19 protein-coding genes and 2 pseudogenes are annotated in these 16,698 nt (G+C 61.4%); 8 read left to right on the plus strand and 13 right to left on the minus strand.

Annotated elements, in window-relative coordinates; genetic code table 11:
* Positions 1-68 precede the first annotated feature (68 nt).
* On the minus strand, positions 69-602 hold the full coding sequence (locus XINFAN_RS04620; RefSeq protein WP_160144540.1) for an NADPH-dependent F420 reductase: 534 nt from the start codon (positions 600-602) through the stop codon (positions 69-71).
* Between the two features lie 37 nt (positions 603-639).
* Positions 640-2,163, minus strand: a complete 1,524-nt coding sequence (locus XINFAN_RS04625; protein ID WP_199286363.1) for an MFS transporter — start codon at positions 2,161-2,163, stop codon at positions 640-642.
* A 176-nt stretch (positions 2,164-2,339) separates the two neighbouring features.
* Between XINFAN_RS04625 and XINFAN_RS04630 the strand changes: the two genes are divergently transcribed.
* Entirely contained in the window at positions 2,340-3,218 is an 879-nt protein-coding gene (locus tag XINFAN_RS04630) for a LysR family transcriptional regulator (protein ID WP_124085320.1), read from the plus strand.
* A gap of 23 nt (positions 3,219-3,241) precedes the next feature.
* Here the strand turns inward: XINFAN_RS04630 and XINFAN_RS22575 are convergent, their stop codons facing one another.
* The 8 genes and pseudogenes from XINFAN_RS22575 to XINFAN_RS04665 all read right to left on the minus strand — a co-directional run bounded on the left by XINFAN_RS22575 (position 3,242) and on the right by XINFAN_RS04665 (position 9,358).
* The gene (locus tag XINFAN_RS22575; protein ID WP_199286364.1) at positions 3,242-4,474 is read right to left on the minus strand and encodes a DUF3363 domain-containing protein; all 1,233 of its coding nucleotides are present in this window, start codon (positions 4,472-4,474) and stop codon (positions 3,242-3,244) included.
* A 168-nt stretch (positions 4,475-4,642) separates the two neighbouring features.
* Positions 4,643-5,296: pseudogene (locus XINFAN_RS22580) on the minus strand (relaxase/mobilization nuclease domain-containing protein); the annotation flags it as partial.
* 313 nt (positions 5,297-5,609) lie between these two features.
* On the minus strand, positions 5,610-6,515 hold the full coding sequence (locus XINFAN_RS04640; RefSeq protein WP_124085322.1) for a lytic transglycosylase domain-containing protein: 906 nt from the start codon (positions 6,513-6,515) through the stop codon (positions 5,610-5,612).
* 4 nt (positions 6,516-6,519) lie between these two features.
* Positions 6,520-6,855, minus strand: a complete 336-nt coding sequence (locus XINFAN_RS04645; RefSeq protein WP_124085323.1) for a DUF736 domain-containing protein — start codon at positions 6,853-6,855, stop codon at positions 6,520-6,522.
* Positions 6,856-6,889: 34 nt separating this feature from the next.
* Complete coding sequence (locus XINFAN_RS04650; protein ID WP_124085324.1) at positions 6,890-7,435, minus strand: S26 family signal peptidase; 546 nt, start codon at positions 7,433-7,435, stop codon at positions 6,890-6,892.
* Entirely contained in the window at positions 7,432-7,950 is a 519-nt protein-coding gene (locus tag XINFAN_RS04655; protein WP_124085325.1) for a DUF2840 domain-containing protein, read from the minus strand. Before XINFAN_RS04655 ends, XINFAN_RS04650 begins: the two co-directional genes overlap by 4 nt.
* Positions 7,951-8,011: 61 nt before the next feature.
* A complete protein-coding gene (locus XINFAN_RS04660) occupies positions 8,012-9,088 on the minus strand; it encodes a replication initiator protein A (RefSeq protein ID WP_124085326.1) in 1,077 nt (358 codons plus the stop codon).
* Positions 9,089-9,358, minus strand: coding sequence for a helix-turn-helix transcriptional regulator (locus tag XINFAN_RS04665; RefSeq protein WP_124085327.1), 270 nt, complete (start codon positions 9,356-9,358; stop codon positions 9,089-9,091).
* A 461-nt stretch (positions 9,359-9,819) separates the two neighbouring features.
* On the opposite strand from XINFAN_RS04665, the gene XINFAN_RS04670 reads away from it, so the two are divergent.
* Both XINFAN_RS04670 and XINFAN_RS04675 read left to right on the plus strand, forming a co-directional pair.
* Positions 9,820-10,188, plus strand: coding sequence for a DNA -binding domain-containing protein (locus XINFAN_RS04670; RefSeq protein ID WP_435530847.1), 369 nt, complete (start codon positions 9,820-9,822; stop codon positions 10,186-10,188).
* A complete protein-coding gene (locus tag XINFAN_RS04675) occupies positions 10,185-10,493 on the plus strand; it encodes a DUF2834 domain-containing protein (protein ID WP_124085328.1) in 309 nt (102 codons plus the stop codon). The genes XINFAN_RS04670 and XINFAN_RS04675 overlap by 4 nt, the downstream gene beginning before the upstream one ends.
* A gap of 4 nt (positions 10,494-10,497) precedes the next feature.
* Here XINFAN_RS04675 and XINFAN_RS04680 read toward each other — a convergent pair whose 3' ends face one another.
* From XINFAN_RS04680 to XINFAN_RS04690, 3 genes and pseudogenes are all read right to left on the minus strand, one after another.
* Positions 10,498-11,022 (minus strand): DUF2285 domain-containing protein, encoded by a 525-nt coding sequence (locus XINFAN_RS04680; RefSeq protein ID WP_124085329.1) that lies wholly within the window; start codon positions 11,020-11,022, stop codon positions 10,498-10,500.
* A gap of 130 nt (positions 11,023-11,152) precedes the next feature.
* Positions 11,153-11,284 (minus strand): annotated as a pseudogene (locus XINFAN_RS22505) (transcriptional regulator domain-containing protein); the annotation flags it as partial.
* A 197-nt stretch (positions 11,285-11,481) separates the two neighbouring features.
* Complete coding sequence (locus tag XINFAN_RS04690) at positions 11,482-12,009, minus strand: antirestriction protein ArdA (RefSeq protein ID WP_124085330.1); 528 nt, start codon at positions 12,007-12,009, stop codon at positions 11,482-11,484.
* A gap of 611 nt (positions 12,010-12,620) precedes the next feature.
* On the opposite strand from XINFAN_RS04690, the gene XINFAN_RS04700 reads away from it, so the two are divergent.
* The 5 genes from XINFAN_RS04700 (at position 12,621) to XINFAN_RS04720 (ending at position 16,571) form a co-directional block, all read left to right on the plus strand.
* Positions 12,621-13,697 (plus strand): DUF262 domain-containing protein, encoded by a 1,077-nt coding sequence (locus tag XINFAN_RS04700; protein ID WP_124085332.1) that lies wholly within the window; start codon positions 12,621-12,623, stop codon positions 13,695-13,697.
* Complete coding sequence (locus XINFAN_RS04705) at positions 13,698-14,435, plus strand: MAE_28990/MAE_18760 family HEPN-like nuclease (RefSeq protein ID WP_124085333.1); 738 nt, start codon at positions 13,698-13,700, stop codon at positions 14,433-14,435.
* Positions 14,432-15,490 carry a DNA cytosine methyltransferase gene (locus tag XINFAN_RS04710; protein WP_124085334.1) on the plus strand — a complete coding sequence of 353 codons (1,059 nt, stop codon included), beginning with the start codon at positions 14,432-14,434 and terminating at the stop codon, positions 15,488-15,490. Before XINFAN_RS04705 ends, XINFAN_RS04710 begins: the two co-directional genes overlap by 4 nt.
* A 267-nt stretch (positions 15,491-15,757) precedes the next feature.
* Positions 15,758-16,384: a DUF6538 domain-containing protein gene (locus XINFAN_RS04715; protein ID WP_124085335.1), complete on the plus strand. Its 627-nt coding sequence runs from the start codon at positions 15,758-15,760 to the stop codon at positions 16,382-16,384.
* Complete coding sequence (locus XINFAN_RS04720) at positions 16,374-16,571, plus strand: hypothetical protein (RefSeq protein WP_124085336.1); 198 nt, start codon at positions 16,374-16,376, stop codon at positions 16,569-16,571. The genes XINFAN_RS04715 and XINFAN_RS04720 overlap by 11 nt, the downstream gene beginning before the upstream one ends.
* Positions 16,572-16,698: the final 127 nt, after the last annotated feature.

Below are 16,698 nucleotides of genomic sequence, written 5' to 3' on the forward strand. Positions count from 1 at the left end.
TTCCTGCGTTTCCGCATTCCTGATCTCCTCGTCATTGGAGACCAGCAAACGTCAGATCGTAGCTTCCGTCACTGTCCGATTTCCGGGGAGTAGCTCACATAGCCGATTTGGTCGAGGAATGTTGCGACGCCCGCCTTTGCGTCGGCATCATCACCGGCCATAGGAAGCGCGCGCCGATCCTTCGCGCCGGTCGGGCGAGCATCGGGAACCACGTCCTCCACCAGAATGGAATTGAGGGCCTTGACCACCTTGGAACCCGGAAGGAGCCTTGCCAGCACCTCGGCGGTCGTAAGCTCGCCGCTGTCCAACGCCGGCACCGGACCAAAATGCGGAAAGTAGTTCTGCGGATTCAGCACTATCTTTCCTGCGAGCGGTGCTGCCGGAATGGCCGGCGACATTTGCAGATGGATGGCCGCAACAATCATTTCACCGAACGCAGCAACGTCATCCACGGTCCCGACCTTACAACCGATCTGCTGGCCGACGCGCCGGATCGTTTCCGGTCCTCTGGAATTACTCAACATGACCTGATGACCGGCCCTCGCTGCCAGCAATCCCACGGCCTGCGCCACTCGCCCTGCGCCAATAATCCCGATTTTCATCTCTGTTTCCTTCCATGCTTCTGGCATTCATCTAGGTTCAGCGCTGCAAGGCTTCCACCTGCATCGCCTTCTTCCCTCCGAAAACAAGGAAGCTCACCAGCGCGAGGGTCCACGCCGAGATGGCGCCGTAGAGCGTGACCCAGCCGATGCCGTGCGCCAGCGCGTCACGCGCGGCGGTGATGGGGAAGCCGTGGCTTTCTGCGGCGGCAAGATTGCCTGCCGACACGGCATCCGCCAGCGCGCGGAGCGTTGTTTCGGCAGCGGGGTGCGGGAGGGCTTGGGCAAGATGGGCATAAACGCCGCTCAAGAGGATCAGGCCCATGATCGCAATATTGACCGCGAGCGAAATGAACCGCGCGCTCATATCCATGCCCGACGCCATACCGGCCCGCTCAGGCGGCACGGCTGCGGTCGCCGTGTTGGTGACGGGCGTATTGGTGAGGCCGAGGCCGATTCCGGCAACGATGCAGCCGGGAAGCAGCGTCATCCAGTTCGCATGTGCGCTTGCGGTGACGAAGTGGAGCAGGATGAAGCCCGCGCCGATGGTGAAGAGGCCGAGGGGAATGACCATGCCGGGGCCACGACGCAGAAGCAGCCGCTCCGCAAGCGGCGGAACCATGATCGTCGGCACGGTGTAGGCAAGCACGGTCAGCCCCGCCGCGATGGCATCATAGTCCAGCACGGCTTGCAGATAGATGGGCAGATAGATCACGAAAGGCCAGAAGCTGAAATTCATGCCGCTGGAGCCGAGCAACGCGCCGGAAAGCCTGCGAATACGCAAGGCCGAGAAGTCGAACATCGGACGTGCGATCCGGTTCTCGACGATGACGAACAGGATGAGGCTCGCGATACTAACCGTCAGGATCGCCAGCGCCGCCGGACTCGTCAGTCCCAATTCCTGCCCTTGCGTAATCAGATAAACGATCCCGAACACCGCAATAGACAGCGCGACCATGCCGGCGAGGTCGATCCGGGTGGCTTGGGGATCGGAAGATTCCTCGACGCCCTTTTGAGCAAACAGCACAGTGACCGCCGCGATGGCGACATGGATCAGGAACACCCATTCCCAGCTTGCCAGCGTGATGATCCCGCCGCCGACGATCGGGCCGAAGCCGAGGCCGATCCCGAAGATAATGCCCCACCAGCCGAACGCCTTGCCGCGTTCCGCTCCGTCTCGAAACTGGTGCGACAGCACCGCGACTTGGCAGGCCAGCATGGCCGCTGCGCTGAGTCCTTGCAGAAAGCGCGCCGCGATCAGGAGCGGCGCGCTGGTCGCCAGCCCGCAGATAAGGGACGCGATCCCGAAAACCACGACGCCCGACATGAAGATGCGCTTCCGACCGAACCGATCCCCCAAAGCGCCCATCGCCATCAGCACCGCGCACATGGCGATGGTGTAGGCGTTCATGATCCATTGCAGTTGCCGGAAATCGGCCGGGAGAACACTTTCCAGCGTCGGCAGGATGGAAGGGATGCTGGTAATTTCCAGTCCGAGCATGAGCGCCGAAAGACATACAGCGACAAGCGCAAAGCTGTTCTTGGATGAGGGGGTAGGATTCATATCTGGGCCTTGTTGCTGTTGCTTGCAGCACAAGGCGGCGCATCACCTACGGCGATATGCGTTACTCGGCTCACCCTGCGCGCGACGATACGGTTCGCTTGCAGAAATGCCGCCGATATGTTCATTTGACAATCGTATGGCAGGGCATTTCAGTGACAACGAAAATGGATAGATAGATGAGCGTGCTTGAGGTTGATGCCGTCCGGGCCTTCGTGATGATCGCCGACCTTCGGAGCTTCACCCGTGCGGCTGAGGCCCTTGGCTCGACGCAGGGTGCGGTCAGCGTGAAACTGAAGCGGCTCGAAGACCGCCTCGGCAAGAAGCTGATCGAACGCACTCCGAGACAGGTGCGTCTATCAGCGCAGGGCGAAACCTTCCTGCCGCCCGCTCGGGAGTTCCTTGCGGCCCATGAACGCGCACTTGCGGCCCTCGCGGCAGAAAGACGCCGCTTCCGGCTTGGGATCGCCGCTCACGTCATGGGGCCGGAGGTTCCGACCTTGCTTGCAAAGCTCAAATCATTTGATCCCTGCCTGGCGGTCGAAGTCCTTGTCGATAATTCTCGCGCTCTTTTGGATTCCTATGAGGACGGAACGCTGGATGCCGTGATCGTGCGCAGCGATGACGACCGGCGGGACGGAGAAGTGCTCGGCCCCGAGCATTTCGGCTGGTTTGCGTCATCGGATTTCGAGCATCATGCCGGCGAGCCATTGCGGATCGCCAGCCATCCTTCATGCTGCACGGTTCGGGAAGTGGCGACACGTTTGCTCGATGCCGCTTCGATCCCGTGGAACGAGGTATTCGTTGGCGGCACCTCGGCGGTGACGGCGGCATTGTCGGCAGGTCTTGCGGTTGCTGCGTTCCCCTGCCGGCTGGCGACACCAGACATAATCGAGGTCAGCCAGATGCTCGGCCTGCCGCCAATTCCGTCATTGTCGATTGTTTTGCACTCGTCCCTCACCGATCCGAAAACGCGCGAAACGCTTCGTGCGATCACGGCGGCGTTCAGCGAGCATCGCCGGAACAGCAATAAGCAAATCAGCCTTGTTCCCGCGTAGTGATTGGCATCATCGCCGTTTCATCAGATTGACAACCCTCTCTGCCTTCCCAACTGCCACGACACCGATCCGCCCTGCACGACGCCCATGACCTCGCGGCCGAGTTGGCGGTCTATGACCGGCCGCCATGGGACCAAGGTAAACTCGTGGGACTGCTCGACCACGGCGAACTTGCCGCTCGATAGCTGCACGGTGCCGGTGAACTTGCCGCTGACGTTCTCGCCGTCCGTGGCGGCGCGGAACGGCAGCCCCTTGCTCTCGGCCATCTCCGCGCCGATGCGGGCAACCTCGCGCTCGCGCAGGGTGGCGAGAAGGCTGCGCCGATAGAAGATGCGGCTGTTCCGCGCTCGGGTGGCATCGCCCTGTTCGATATGATGCTCACGCCGCTGGTCCATCGCCTCGCGCACCTGCTGGCCGAAACCGACCGACGCAAGGTCGGCCGTTTCGCCATGAATCAAGCGCCGGTCCAGCCATGTCGCGCCGTCCGATCCGATCTGCTTTTCCAGACCGACCGGGGACAGGACGCGAACGCTGGCCTGCCGGTCGCGGCCGGAGTCATAGATAGCGGCGCGGCTGACCAGATCATCGGGGATGCTCCATTGGTCTGCATCTATGCGCTCGACGATCCCGGCGCGGCGCAGCGCCTCCAGTCGGCGGACATGGGCATCGACATAGCCCTCATAGTCGCCGCCCGGAACGCGGCCCTCGAATTTCGCCTGCTCCAGATGGCGGCTCGGGCGATAGATACCGTCCTCGGCGATGGCGGTGATGGTGCGGTCGGACGGCCGGGTTGCCACCTCGGCCGGGCCGATCTCGATGATGCTACCGATGCGGGCATCCTCCAGCCGCTCGGGCGCGATGCCGGCGATATGGTGCGTCCAGCCGTCGATCCCGTCCACCACAATGGTCAGGTTCTCTCCTAGCTCGTCGGACAGATGCTTGTCCACGACGCGACCAAAGATCGGCGTCTCGGGCACTCCGTCATGGATTTGGAAACTCATGGGATCGCGTTCGCCGCCCTGCGGGCCGAGCGCCTTCTGCATGGTGCGGATAATGTCGCCGCGCTCGCCCAATTCTCGCAGGGCCGGTTCCATGTCCTTGCTCAATTCCCAAACGGCAGGCGCGTGTTCGGTCGCCAGCCCCATCTTCTCCAGCTTGCCGAGACGGCGCAGGCGCAGCGTCCGCTCGAACTGCCGTTTCGGCTCTGCCGGTTCATGGCGCAGGTCGAGGAAACGGGCATCGGCTTCCTCGACCATGGCGCCGTCGATCCGGGTGAAACGGTCTTGGTCGATTTCGGCGGACAGCTTGCGGGTCTGCTCGATCTCGGTGACGGGGCCGAGTTCAAGGCTGGCAAGCTCGCTGGCGCGCTCGCGCAGGCCGGCGGAAAGATAGTCGCCGTTGATGACTAGATCCCCGCCGGTATCGTCGCGGCCGTTGACGATGATATGCACATGGGGATGGCCGGTGTTGTAGTGATTGACGGCAACCCAATCGAGTTTCGTGCCGAGGTCCGCTTCCACCTGTTGCATGAAATCGCGGGTGTAGGCCGTGAGGTCCGACAGCTCCGCGCCGTCCTCGGGCGAGACGATGAATCTGAATTGGTGGCGGTCGTCCTTGCCGCGATCAAGGAAGGCATCGCCATCGGCGCGGTCCTCGGTCGCCGAATAGAGCTGGCCGCGCTCGCCGTCGCGTGACGTGCCGTCGCGCTGGACATAGCGCAGATGCGCGCGGGCGCGTCCGCCCTTCCACGCAGCTCGGACGCTGCGCTGCTTGACGATCACGCGGCGGCTGCCGGGCTGGCGATGATGCCATTGGCCGGAGATGTTCCGGGCGCGCACGAAGCTCGCGCCCCGGCCGCGCTTCACGCCCTTGCCGCTGGCGACCACGGCACGGGACCGCCCCGGCGATGACGGGCGAGCGGATGACGGCATGGAAGGATCGCGGGAGGTGGCTGCCTGATGCTGCCGGGTGATCTTCTTGACCTGCGTGAAAAAGCTCTTGGTCTTGCCGCCCTTCGGCGTGTCGGATCGGATACGACCGGGCCTCGGACGGAAGCGGTTTTCGTCGTCGGCGCTCATGGGCGCGACTCCTGCCAAAACCGCCGAAAAACGGCCGGTATGGGCCTATGGTGCCGCTCGAAACCCTGCAAAGCCAAGGCTTTGCGCCAAATCGCGGCACGCGGCCCCTCAAAACCATGGTGCCGGAACCGGACACCTAACCAGTGTGCAGACAACAATAATTTCCAGAAGCGGCCCGATATGGTGCCGTCTTCTTTAATCTTGCCCTCCGCCCTTTCTGCCTTTTCTGCCCCTCCTGCCGGGAATCCAGCCGGGCAAAACCCTGCCTGACTGGACACCGGAATGAGCGCCGCCGAGCGCGGGAACGCCGCCCTCATGGCGATCCCGATCCGCTCGCGTCGGCGACGAAAATGCTGTCGTCCTGCGACGCCGCATCGACGGGATCGCGCGCCGGAACGGTCGCGCGGCCGTCGCCGGATCGTGTGTCGGACGGCGGCGCGGCGACAGCCCGCACATCGCCCGGACGCATGACGAACAGCGGTGCCTCGCGCCAATCTGGCGGCGGTGGCGGTGCCGATGACGGCGGTTCAGTTGCAGCCGCGCCGCCGAGGACCGGCGCGAGCGCGGCGACATAGGCCCGCGTTTCGGCCGGCAGCGTGCGGCCGGTCGCAAGGTATTCGTCATAGCGGCCGGGACCGGCATTGTAGGCGGCGAGCATCGCCGCGACATTGCCGTAGCGGTCGAACATTTCGCGCAGGTAGGCCGTGCCTGCGAGGATGTTGTCGCGCGGGTCGTAGGGATCGCGGCCGAGGCGGTAGCGGATGCGCAGGCCCGCCCATGTGTCGGGCATCACCTGCATCAATCCCATCGCCCCTGCCGACGAAACCGCGCGCACATCGCCCGCGCTTTCGGCGCGCAGCACCGCGACAATCCAATGCTCGGGGACGCCGAACCGCTGCGACGCCTCGGCGATGTGAGCCGCATAGGGGTGGGCGGCGGCCGGGCGCTCGACGGGCGCGGATTGCGCGACCGCGACGCCCGATCCGGCGCAGACGGAAAGCGCGCCGACCAATATCAGGACGGCATAATGCCATGCAGTCCTGTCTCCGCTTCGACACCAGCCTGCCAGCGTGCGCGCTGCGGTCAAGGGCAAGGCGCAAGCGCCGGCCGATGGCCGCCCCTGACCTTCGCTGTGCGCGCCGGCCGTCCGGTGGCCGAGCGGGACGAAGGGATGAGACGGCTTTTCCGCGAACAAAGGGATAAGGGTTTTGGATCGCATGGCCTTAGTCCCGCTCGTCGCGCGGTTTGGGGCGGTTCCAGTGCAACGACCATGACGTTCCAGTGTCGTCATCTTGGAACAGGTTGGCGCGGATCGGCTGCGGCAAGGCCGGGTCGTCCAGCAGGACGGAAAGATATTCGCCCGCCTTTTCTCCGGTGCGTTTCCATGCCGCACCGACCTCCGGTCCATCCTCTGCACCGTGGTGAACGCGGTAGTCCGGCGCGTTCTCCGCATCCGAACTTTCGGTCGGGACGATGGTGAGGTCGCGCAGCAGGGTCAGCGTATGGATACGGCCGACAAAGCCGGATTCCTCGCGCGTGAATTGACCAATCTGGGGCATGGAAATCTCCTGTGGTTGGTTTCGGGGGATGATTTCAGTGCGTCGGCGCGCGCCACTCGTAGCGGCCGACGCCTTCCTCATCGGTCCAGAGCGGGACCGCCCGGCCGATGACGGAAGCTGCGGGGATGGGTCCGAAATAACGGCCGTCGAGGCTGTCGCGGACTTCCCAATTCATAAGGAAAAGCTGACCGTCGCCGATGACGCGGCAGCCCTGCCAGACGGGCAGATCGCGGCCGAGGCTGTCGCGCTCCAGCGCCTCGCCCATCTCGACCCCGTCAACCGTGATCGTGGATCGCAAGCGGCAAACCCGCTGCCCCGGCAGGCCCAAAACGCGCTTCAACAGCGGGACGCCGCGCGCGATATAGCCGCGCTCGACCATGAAGATGGCGAGCGGTTCGGACGGCATGACGGCGACCAGCTCGGGCACGTCGAGCGCGTCGGCCGGCTCGACGGTGTAGAAGCCGATGGGTGCGCTGGCCGTGGCGTTCCAGATCAGTTTCGTGGGCCAATCGACTGCGCTGGCGGCGGCGATGCCGATGACGGTGAGCGTCGTTACCATGAGCGTGCGGCGGCGCGTCATGGCTCGATCTTGCGACGGTGAAGCCACGCTGCATGTCGCTCGGGCGTGTAGACGTGCGGCTCCAGATTGGCCGTCAAACGGTTGTGGACATGCCGCCAGTGCTCCGGGGCGGCGTCGACTGGATCGAGGCCGAGCGATTCCACGGCGTCGATGGCGGCAAGCCCGCGCTGCACCTTGGGCCAGCCATCGAGGCGCAACAGGATTTCCCCACCGGGGCGCACGAAGGGCAATGTTTGGTATGGCTCGCCGCGCCCGATTGCCCGCACAATGTCGATGCGGGAAACGACCGTGCCATGGTCGCCTTTCGCCCATCGGACGAAGGCGAAGACGCTGCCCGGCGCGAAGCCGACGACACTCCGGCGGCGGTCGATGATCTGTTCGTAGCTCTTGCGGCCGAAGCGTATCCAGTGCTCGATGCGGCGCTTCTCGAACGTGAGTTCAACCAATGTCGTGAAGGGCGCAGGCCCGTCCGGCAGCGGACGGCCGTGCGCGCTGCGATGGGCGCGGTGGGTCATTGTGCGTCTCCGGCAATGTGCTGGTGGGGATTGCGCGCGTGCGCTGCGTCAACGGCGGGCATCATGGCTCGCCGCTCGCGGCAGAACCGGCACCACGCTTCGCCTGCGCGCGCGTCAAAGAAAAAGAGTTAGATTCTCTGTTAGATAAGTTAGCGGTCGGATTCCGCTTTTCAGGCCAAAGCGTTAGCTGCGGTTCGTGCGCCTGATCTGCCGATAGTGGTGCGCCTGATGTGCCGATACCCCGTGCGCCTGATCTGCCGATGGCATTAACAGGGTTATCAACAGTGCTTGTTGATGAGTTTTCGGGGCGGATGCGCAGCAGCTCGCGGCCGTCTTCCCGCTCGATCTGGAGGCGGTAGCCGGGGAGTTTCTGGCGGGCCACGATCCGGCGCAGGTCGAGCGCGAAGTCGGACGGCCGGGCGAGGCTGCCGGATTTCTGATGAAGGTGCGCGACCTCGAAAATCCAGCCATGGCGCTGGTGCCCGGCGTGTTTTCGGGCGACGCGGTAAAGCCATCGCTCGATGCCGCCAGTTAGCCGGAAATAGGCCGGGTCTATGGTCAGGACCAGCGAGCGGTCGATGACGCTGTTGTAGAACCATTCGGGCAGGACGAACTCCATGCCCTCGACGCGGCCGGCGCGCGTCGTCATTTCCTCCCACTCGTTGATCCATGAGAATTGTCGGCGACGCCAATGCGGGCCGTTGCGGATCGTGGTGGCGATGACGGTCGATTGCAGCCGCGCCAGCGCGGCTTTCAGAAGCAGGTATTGGTGATTGCCGGTCGGCCGCCCGATGGCGCGCAACAGATGGTAGGGCGTGAACCGGACGAAGCGCGACGTGGTAAGCCCGTCATTCTCGGCCGCAACAATCTGCGAGGCCGCCCATATCAGCACATCGGCGTCCCATATCGTCGCCATGCCGTGCTCGGGCATCCCGAACACCTGCACCTCTATGTCGGCGGCCTTATAGAGAATCGGCTTGGTGCGCGGGGTCTTCGCCAGCGAGAAGAACGGCCGTTCCATCAAGTCGCGCTGGTCGCGCGGCGGCGCATCGCCCGTTGCGACCACGAAGGGGTCTAGGCGGCTGCGCTCGCTGTCCCCGGTCGGCTGCGCGGGGTCATGATCGTCCTCGCGCAGCATCTAGCACTCGTCCCGTTCTTCGGGCGTGAGTGGACGCGCGGGAAAGACCGTGCCGGCGGTCTTGTCGCGGGTGGATTTGCGTTCGCCGACCGCGCTCCAGTCCTCCAGATCGCGGACGGTGTAGAGGACGCGACCGCCGACCTTGCGATAGGTCGGGCCGGTGCCGTAGGTGCGATGTTTCTCAAGGGTGCGGATGGATATGCCGAGGAAGCGCGCGGCTTCCTTGGTGCGCAACAGGCGCGGCGGCAGGCCCGCAAGCAGGTTGGGCATGGATCACCTCCAGTCGGGATTGGGCTGCCGGGGGCGGCAGCGGACTGTGGCGAACCATGGCGAGGGATCGGCGGTGCGTAGCGTGCCGCATTTGCGCCTATGCGTTGGCGGCACCCCCTTTCGGGGTGCTGCGCGGCCGATAGGTGAGGGATTTCAGTCGCCCGTCGCCGTGTCGCGCCGAAAAGGCAAAGACATTCGCGCGCGGCTCGGTTAGGAATGTAGGCGGAGCAGACGCGCTGCTCTGGGGCTTAGTAACCCCTGTTGGCGGTTGGTGTCGGCCGTGACGGCACCACACTCCTTGACCCTATGGTCGGGGAGCCTTTGGCGCATGTTCAGGGCTTCTCGCCTAAAGGCCATGGGGCCGTCCAACACGGTTACTAACTCCCTGATCACCAAGAGTCAGAGAGCATCGTTTGCGGGGGCGCACCGCAGACAAACCCTCTCGGATAAGGGGAGTGGACATGCGAGTGCCTGTCGAACTCGATCCCGATGTGGACGACGAAGCGCCAGCCGGCGACGCCATAACCGCCTATGACGAACGCCACTACGTCACCTATCTGCGCCTTCTCGATGCGAAGGCCGAGGGCGCGGACTGGAAGGAAGTTGCGCGGATCGTGCTGCACCGCGATCCGGTGGCCGAGGAACTGCGGACCTATCGGTGCTGGCAAAGCCATCTCGAACGCACGCAATGGCTTTCGCGTGAAGGTTATCGGAAGATTCTGGAGCAAGCGCAGCCAACAAGGCATAAGGATCGGGGAAGGCTAGGCTTTTGCCTCGGCTTGATTCGTGTCGCAGGTTTCGGGGCTTTGCGACCAAGGAAGGACATATGAGCGTCAAGAACTTCTATTTGGCTATGGCGGTGATAGGAACGGTCGTCCCTTGGCTGTTCTTTGGGTCTTTCTTCGCGCTACATGGCCCCGATGTGCCGGTCTTTTTGCAATCGCTATTCGTGAATGGGGCAGCCGGCGGCTTCTCGGCCGATGTGCTGATTTCGATCCCTATATTCTGGATTTGGTCTTGGCTCGATGCGGCCAAGCACAATGTAGCGCGCTGGTGGTTAGTTCTTCCAGCAAGTTTCTTCGTTGGGCTATCTCTGGCGCTACCGCTCTACCTATATCTGCGTGAGCAGGATTGAATGCTTACAGCCTGTTGTCGGGCTTGATCGGATAATGGAGCAGCAGGCGATAGCCGCCCCGCATCATCTTGATCCCGTGCGCGATCAGCCTACGAGCCTTGTTCTTGCGCGGATCGGTCTCAAAGTCTTCCTTGGTGCCGCGAAAGCCGAGCAGAACTTCGGCGACGGTGCGGTAGCTCTCTCCGCGCAGCCGGGCGTCGAGCGCGCGCAGGGACAGGATATGCCATTGCCGGAGCTGGGCGGGAACCGCACGAAAATCGGGGCCGGGCGTCCGGCCGTTGAGGGACCGCCAAAGACGGCGGGCGGCATGGGCACGCAACTCCAGAAAGGAATCCATCGGCAGGGTGACGACATAGAAGGCGGCGGCGTCCGGCACCGCCTCGGGCAGCCAGAATTGATGCGCAACGCCATCCACCTGCCAGATGCCGTGCCAGCCATCGGCGGCGCGGCGCAGGTCGAGGCCGGCGAGATGCGCCAGCGTCAATATCGGTTCGGTATCGCCGTCTTCGGGATCGACCGGCGACAACATCACGGCTTGCGGTTGCAGGCTCGGCGTCCAGATCGGGGATTGTTGGTCGTGCGGCGCGTCGGGGTCTCACGGGAAATCGCAACCCCCAGCGATGCGCAAACGCTTCAAGGTCGCGTCCGGTCGCCTGTCCGGTCGATGCGACGATCTGGAAGTCCTGACGATATTCGTCATTGCGCCGTAGGTATTCCCAAGCGAAACCGGCGGCCGGAATGTGCTTCGCGTGTCTGTATGCCGCCGGGAAACGCCAGTCGATGCTAAGCATGGCGTGACCTCCCAAAGCCGGGGCGCGCGAAACCACGCCCGGACCAGAGAGATTCAAGCTTTTCTCGAAATATAGAACTCGCTCAAGTCAGATACGTTGAGCGGATAACTCGATCATTTTCAGTTATTTTCTTCTTAACACTATTATTACGGTCAAGAGATTCGCCCATCCGCGTATGCGGACGGGCGACTATGTTTTTACCTGTTGGAAAACACATGCACCTCGTCGTGCGCCGTCTCGATGGTGAACAGATCGCCGCCCATCTCGGCGTCGCGCGCCATCGCGTCCCAATCGACATAGTAGCGCAGCGCCTCGGGGATCGTGACGCTTTCGGTGGTCAGCTCCTCCATGTAGTCGGCAAGGCTGGCGAACTGACCATGATAGCAGTCCTCCAACGTGGATTCGGCTTGGTCCATGTCGCCGCTGAACTGCTCCAGCAGGCCCGCGCCGAGTGCGCCATGTTCTGCGATGAAAGCGCCCATCCGCGCCACGCTGTCGATCCCGGCATATTCGGAAATGCTGACGCCCTCGAAGCCCTCATAGTCGTGTATGGCGTATTCCTCGGCATCCTCAATGGGGGAACGGGCAAGCATCACGGCAATCTCGTCCCTGATCTGGTCGGCATCCTGATCCGCGTCGATCCAGGCACCATGCAGATAGCCGCTATTGTAAGCCGCAAGGCAGGCAACATAGATGCGGGGGGTGCTGTCGGATACGTTGGTCATGTCTCTGATCCTCGGGTCTGAAGGTCAGCGAAGCGGAACGCCGCGCCTGACCTTCTGGCCGTCGCCGAGACTGGGGTAGCAACGAGCAAGGGCGGCCGGGGTGGAGGGGGATCACCCGGCCTGCACAAGCCCCTTGGGGCGCGGAAGGCTGGGGATACCGCCCCGGACGGTTCCACTTACCTTGCTGGCGCGAGGGCAAGGCCCTTAGCAACTAACGAGGACAACGCGGCGGCAGCCGCGCCGGCCCAGAGGCGAACGCGCCCCTCAAGACGGCGACGTGCATAATAGGTTGTACGCATACAAAAGTGCCTGATACCCCTCGCAGCGCACAGCCAGACATGCTATCGTGTTAACATGAAAACATCCACGGCGGTCGAATCATCCATGAATTCAAGGCCAGGACGGCGCGCCACGACAACAGGCACCCTTGTCGGAACCCGATTTCAGCCGACGCTGCTTGAAGCCATTGATAGCTGGCGAAAAGAGCAGGACGATCTCCCCACAAGGCCAGAAGCCGTAAGACGATTGGTCGAATTGGGAATGACGCATGACACAATCCCCGCCGCAGCGGTATCGCAACGGCGCGGTCAGCAGAATTCGGACGAGCAGAAATGAAAAAGCAAAAAGGACTGGCGCTCATCAAGTCCGATGGCGAGATCGAACAAGCTGAATCTCAAATTGTCGAGCTTTCTAAGAGGATCGAATTTTATCTGACGGAGTATTCAGTCGAACTCTTGGCCAGCAAGATGAACAAAGGCGAATTCGTCGTTCCTTCATATCAACGAGAATATACATGGGAGCAGGATCGTAAATCCCGCTTCATTGAGTCATTGATCTTGGGTCTTCCCATTCCGTTCCTTTTCTTCTGGGAAATGCCGGACGGGAGGCTAGAAATCGTTGATGGCTCGCAGCGATTGCGGTCGATTGAGGAATTCGTACTCGGCGATCTTCGGCTGGGCGAGTTGCAAAGCCTGACGGCATTGTCCGGCTTCAAGTTCTCCGACCTTCCCGAATCCCGTCAGAGAAAGATAAACAATCGCTCGATACGCGGCATCGTGCTCAACGAACATGCCGATGAGCAGGCGCGCTTCGATATGTTCGAGCGGATCAACACGGGCAGCAAGATCGCCAACATGGCCGAAGTCCGCCGTGGCGCTCTTGCTGGTCCTTTCATGGACCTAATTATCGAGCTCTCCGTGCTTCCGAAGTTCGTCGCCCTCGCACCTGTATCCAAAAAGGACTTGAACGAGCGCGAGCATGAAGAACTCGTTGCCCGCTTCTTTGCGTACAGCGATGGATTGGAAGGGTACAAGGATCGTCCATCCGAGTTCATCTTCAACTACGTCAAGAAGATGAACGTCGAAGCAGCCAATGATCCGGCATTGGCTGCTCGGTATCGTACGCGGTTCCAAGAGGCCATCGATTTCATCGAACAGGTATTTCCTTATGGATTCCGCAGGGCGCTAAAAGGGAAAGCCACGCCTAGGGCTAGGTTTGAAGCCATTGCTGTGGGATCGCGCCTCGCACTGGACGAACGCCCTGACCTCACTAACGAAGACATTGATGACGTGACGCCATGGTTGACCAGCGACGACTTCACGACGGTCACTGGTTCAGATGGTGCTAATGCCATCGCGCGCCTGCGGGAACGTACTGGCTTCGTGCGAAATCGACTGCTGGGTGAGTGAATGAGCAGCAACTTAGCCAATGGATTCCAAGAGCGACTGGCAGAGGTCGAGGCATATCTCGAATTCCTTTCGACCATGGAATCCCAAGCTCAACAAGGACCGCCACGGATCGAAGGCGCAGAGCATCCCATTACAGCCCAGCAACAACGAATCCTATATGCGAGCGTGTACCTGCAACTGTACAACCTTGTCGAAGCAACGATGTCTCGTTGCATTGAGGCGGTTTCGGAAGCCGCCAAAGAGAATGCGCAGTGGAAACCCGGCGATCTGAGCGACTCGATGAGGCGCGAGTGGGTGCGGGTGACTGCGCGCACACATATCGACTTGGTGCCGGAGAACCGTCTGGAGAGTGCATTACGCCTTTGCGAGCATTTGGTGGCCTCTTTGCCGATCGGTGCTTTCGACATAGAAAAAGGAGGCGGTGGTAACTGGGATGACTCCGAGATCGAGGCATTCAGTAGGCGACTGGGCTTCCAACTGGTCGTGAGTCAGCCAGTTTATAGCGCCATCAAACAACCTTTCCGAGATGACTTGGGGCCGCTCGCCTTGGTGAAGCAACTGAGGAATCGTCTTGCACATGGGTCCATCTCGTTCGCGCAGTGCGCCGAAGATGTCACTGTCGGACGGCTTGTGGAATTGAAGGAAAGAACCGTCAATTATCTTAGGGAAGTGGTGGATTGCTTCACCAGATACATCAATAGCTTTGAATATCTCCTCCCGGAGAGGCGCCCCGCATGACGCTTAATACATATAATACGCCTAGAATAGTAGGCGTTGATCTCTTCTGTGGTGTGGGCGGCCTCACGCATGGCCTTGTTCGCGGCGGCATCCAAGTAGCCGCAGGAATCGATATCGATTCGAATTGCAAGTTTCCATTTGAGGCGAACAACTCCGCCTCGTTCCTTGAGTGCGATGTCGGTAAGCTGCAAGCTGAAGACATCATACCGTTCTATCAGGGCGCTGACTTCACATTGCTCGCGGGTTGCGCCCCGTGCCAACCGTTCTCCACTTACAGCCGCAGCGGACGGAATAGCGAGTATGAAGAGCAATGGCCATTGGTGTCCTCTTTCGGCCGCTTGGTTAAGAAGATCAAACCCGATCTCGTGACGATGGAGAATGTCCCACAATTGGCGGACCACCCGGTCTTCCAGCAGTTTTTGGAAAGCCTTTCTGATTATAAGAAGTGGTGGCAAGTCGTAGAATGCTCTTCGATCGGTATTCCTCAAACTAGGAAGCGTCTGGTGCTACTTGCGTCGAAACTCGGCGACACCAGCCTTGAGCTTTCACCAAATCAAGTACGAAAAGCAACTGTACGCGAAACCATCGGTTCGCTTCCTCCAATCGTGGCGGGCGAGCGTGATCCCCATGACCCATTGCATGCAGCTTCGGCGCTGAGTCCATTGAACCTATCAAGGATTCGCATGTCCCGCCCTGGTGGAACATGGCGAGATTGGCCCGATGAATTGTTGGCATCGTGTCACCGTAAGGAGACTGGAGCTACCTATCCAAGCGTCTATGGGCGAATGCAATGGGATCAACCTGCTCCTACAATCACGACCCAATGTTTCGGCTATGGCAATGGACGGTTCGGGCACCCCGAGCAGGATCGCGCTATTTCGCTTCGGGAGGCCGCTATGCTTCAAACATTCCCGGCGACTTACACATTCGCACCGCCCGGCGCTCGGATCAGTTTCAACAAGATGGGGCGTCTAATAGGAAACGCTGTGCCTGTTCGCCTTGGTGAGGTCATCGCTCATTCGCTCGTTGAGCACGTTCAGGCGCACATGCACTGAACTGCCCCAATGAATAGAATATCGGCGATGCAGCATTTCCCTATGGATGGCTCTTAAAAAAGCAATTTCCAATACGGCCCTGTTCAAGAGAACGGGACCGTACGCTTGAGGGTTGCTTTAGAGGGCTATAGCGTAGGTGTAGTTCTCTGTTTCGTCGGCTTCGGCCCGCCACTTTGCCTTCAAAGCATTGAATTACAACGTTATTTTCAAGGATTATCTGGTCGAACCCGCTCCTGCTACAGCACGCTGTTACAGCGGGGGCCAAGGATGGGCACCACATCACGACTCGTCAGACGCGGAGCAGTGTTTTACTTCCGCATGAGCGTTCCGCGCCGCCTCGTTGTCCGAGTCGGGCGCAGCGAACTCTCCTTGTCGTTGCGGACCGGGTGCCGCTACGCTGCCACCCATAAATGCCGGGCGCTCTCGATCACGCTCGACCGATACTTTCTGGGGCTGGAGCGGATGACGAAGACCACGATTGAGCAGATCAATGATCGGCTCTGGCGCTGTTTTCAGAATTGCCTGAACCGCAACGAGGAAATCGCGGCAATCTGCCCCGGCGATCCGGTCTTCGACATCTACACCGAAGCTCAGGGGCTGTCTGAGCGGGTCAAGGGCTATCAGGAGCAGCTTCGCAGCCGGGTTTATTCCAACGCCATTCAGGACGAGGCCAGAGAGCTGCTGGGGGCATTCCGACCAGCCGCCAGTGCGCTTCAGCACGCCTGCCGGGGCGTTCTGCGCGCCAGAACAGACAGCGCGCAGCATCTTGTTGGCGAACTTACGGGTGAGCCACAAGCGCCTCGCGATGCCATGTTCGTGGGGGTCACGGCGGATGATTTTCGTGGATCGCCGGCTGGATCTTCCACGCCGTGGGAGCGCCGATTTGGGCTTTGACCTGCCCGATGAACCTGGCGTAGCGCCGACAACTTTGGCCATTGCACGCGAGGGCTATCGTCGAACCGGCGAAATGCTTGCGCCACTGGTCGCGCTGCTCTCGCTGGAAAACGGGCTGCCAGATTCGATCCGACACGATCCGTTCCCGCCGGAAAAGATGGCCGCATCTTCGAACAGTGGATCATGACTGGGGCATCTTCGGCGCGGCTCATCCCTTGTTCATCCTGTTTTCGATGAGGTCGTCCACCACCGAAGGATCGGCCAGCGTCGAGATGTCGCCCAGAGCGCCGAAGTCGTTCTCGGCGATCTTCCTG

Origin of the sequence: Pseudogemmobacter humi (genome assembly GCF_900609055.1) — a bacterium.
Classification (GTDB): domain Bacteria; phylum Pseudomonadota; class Alphaproteobacteria; order Rhodobacterales; family Rhodobacteraceae; genus Pseudogemmobacter; species Pseudogemmobacter humi.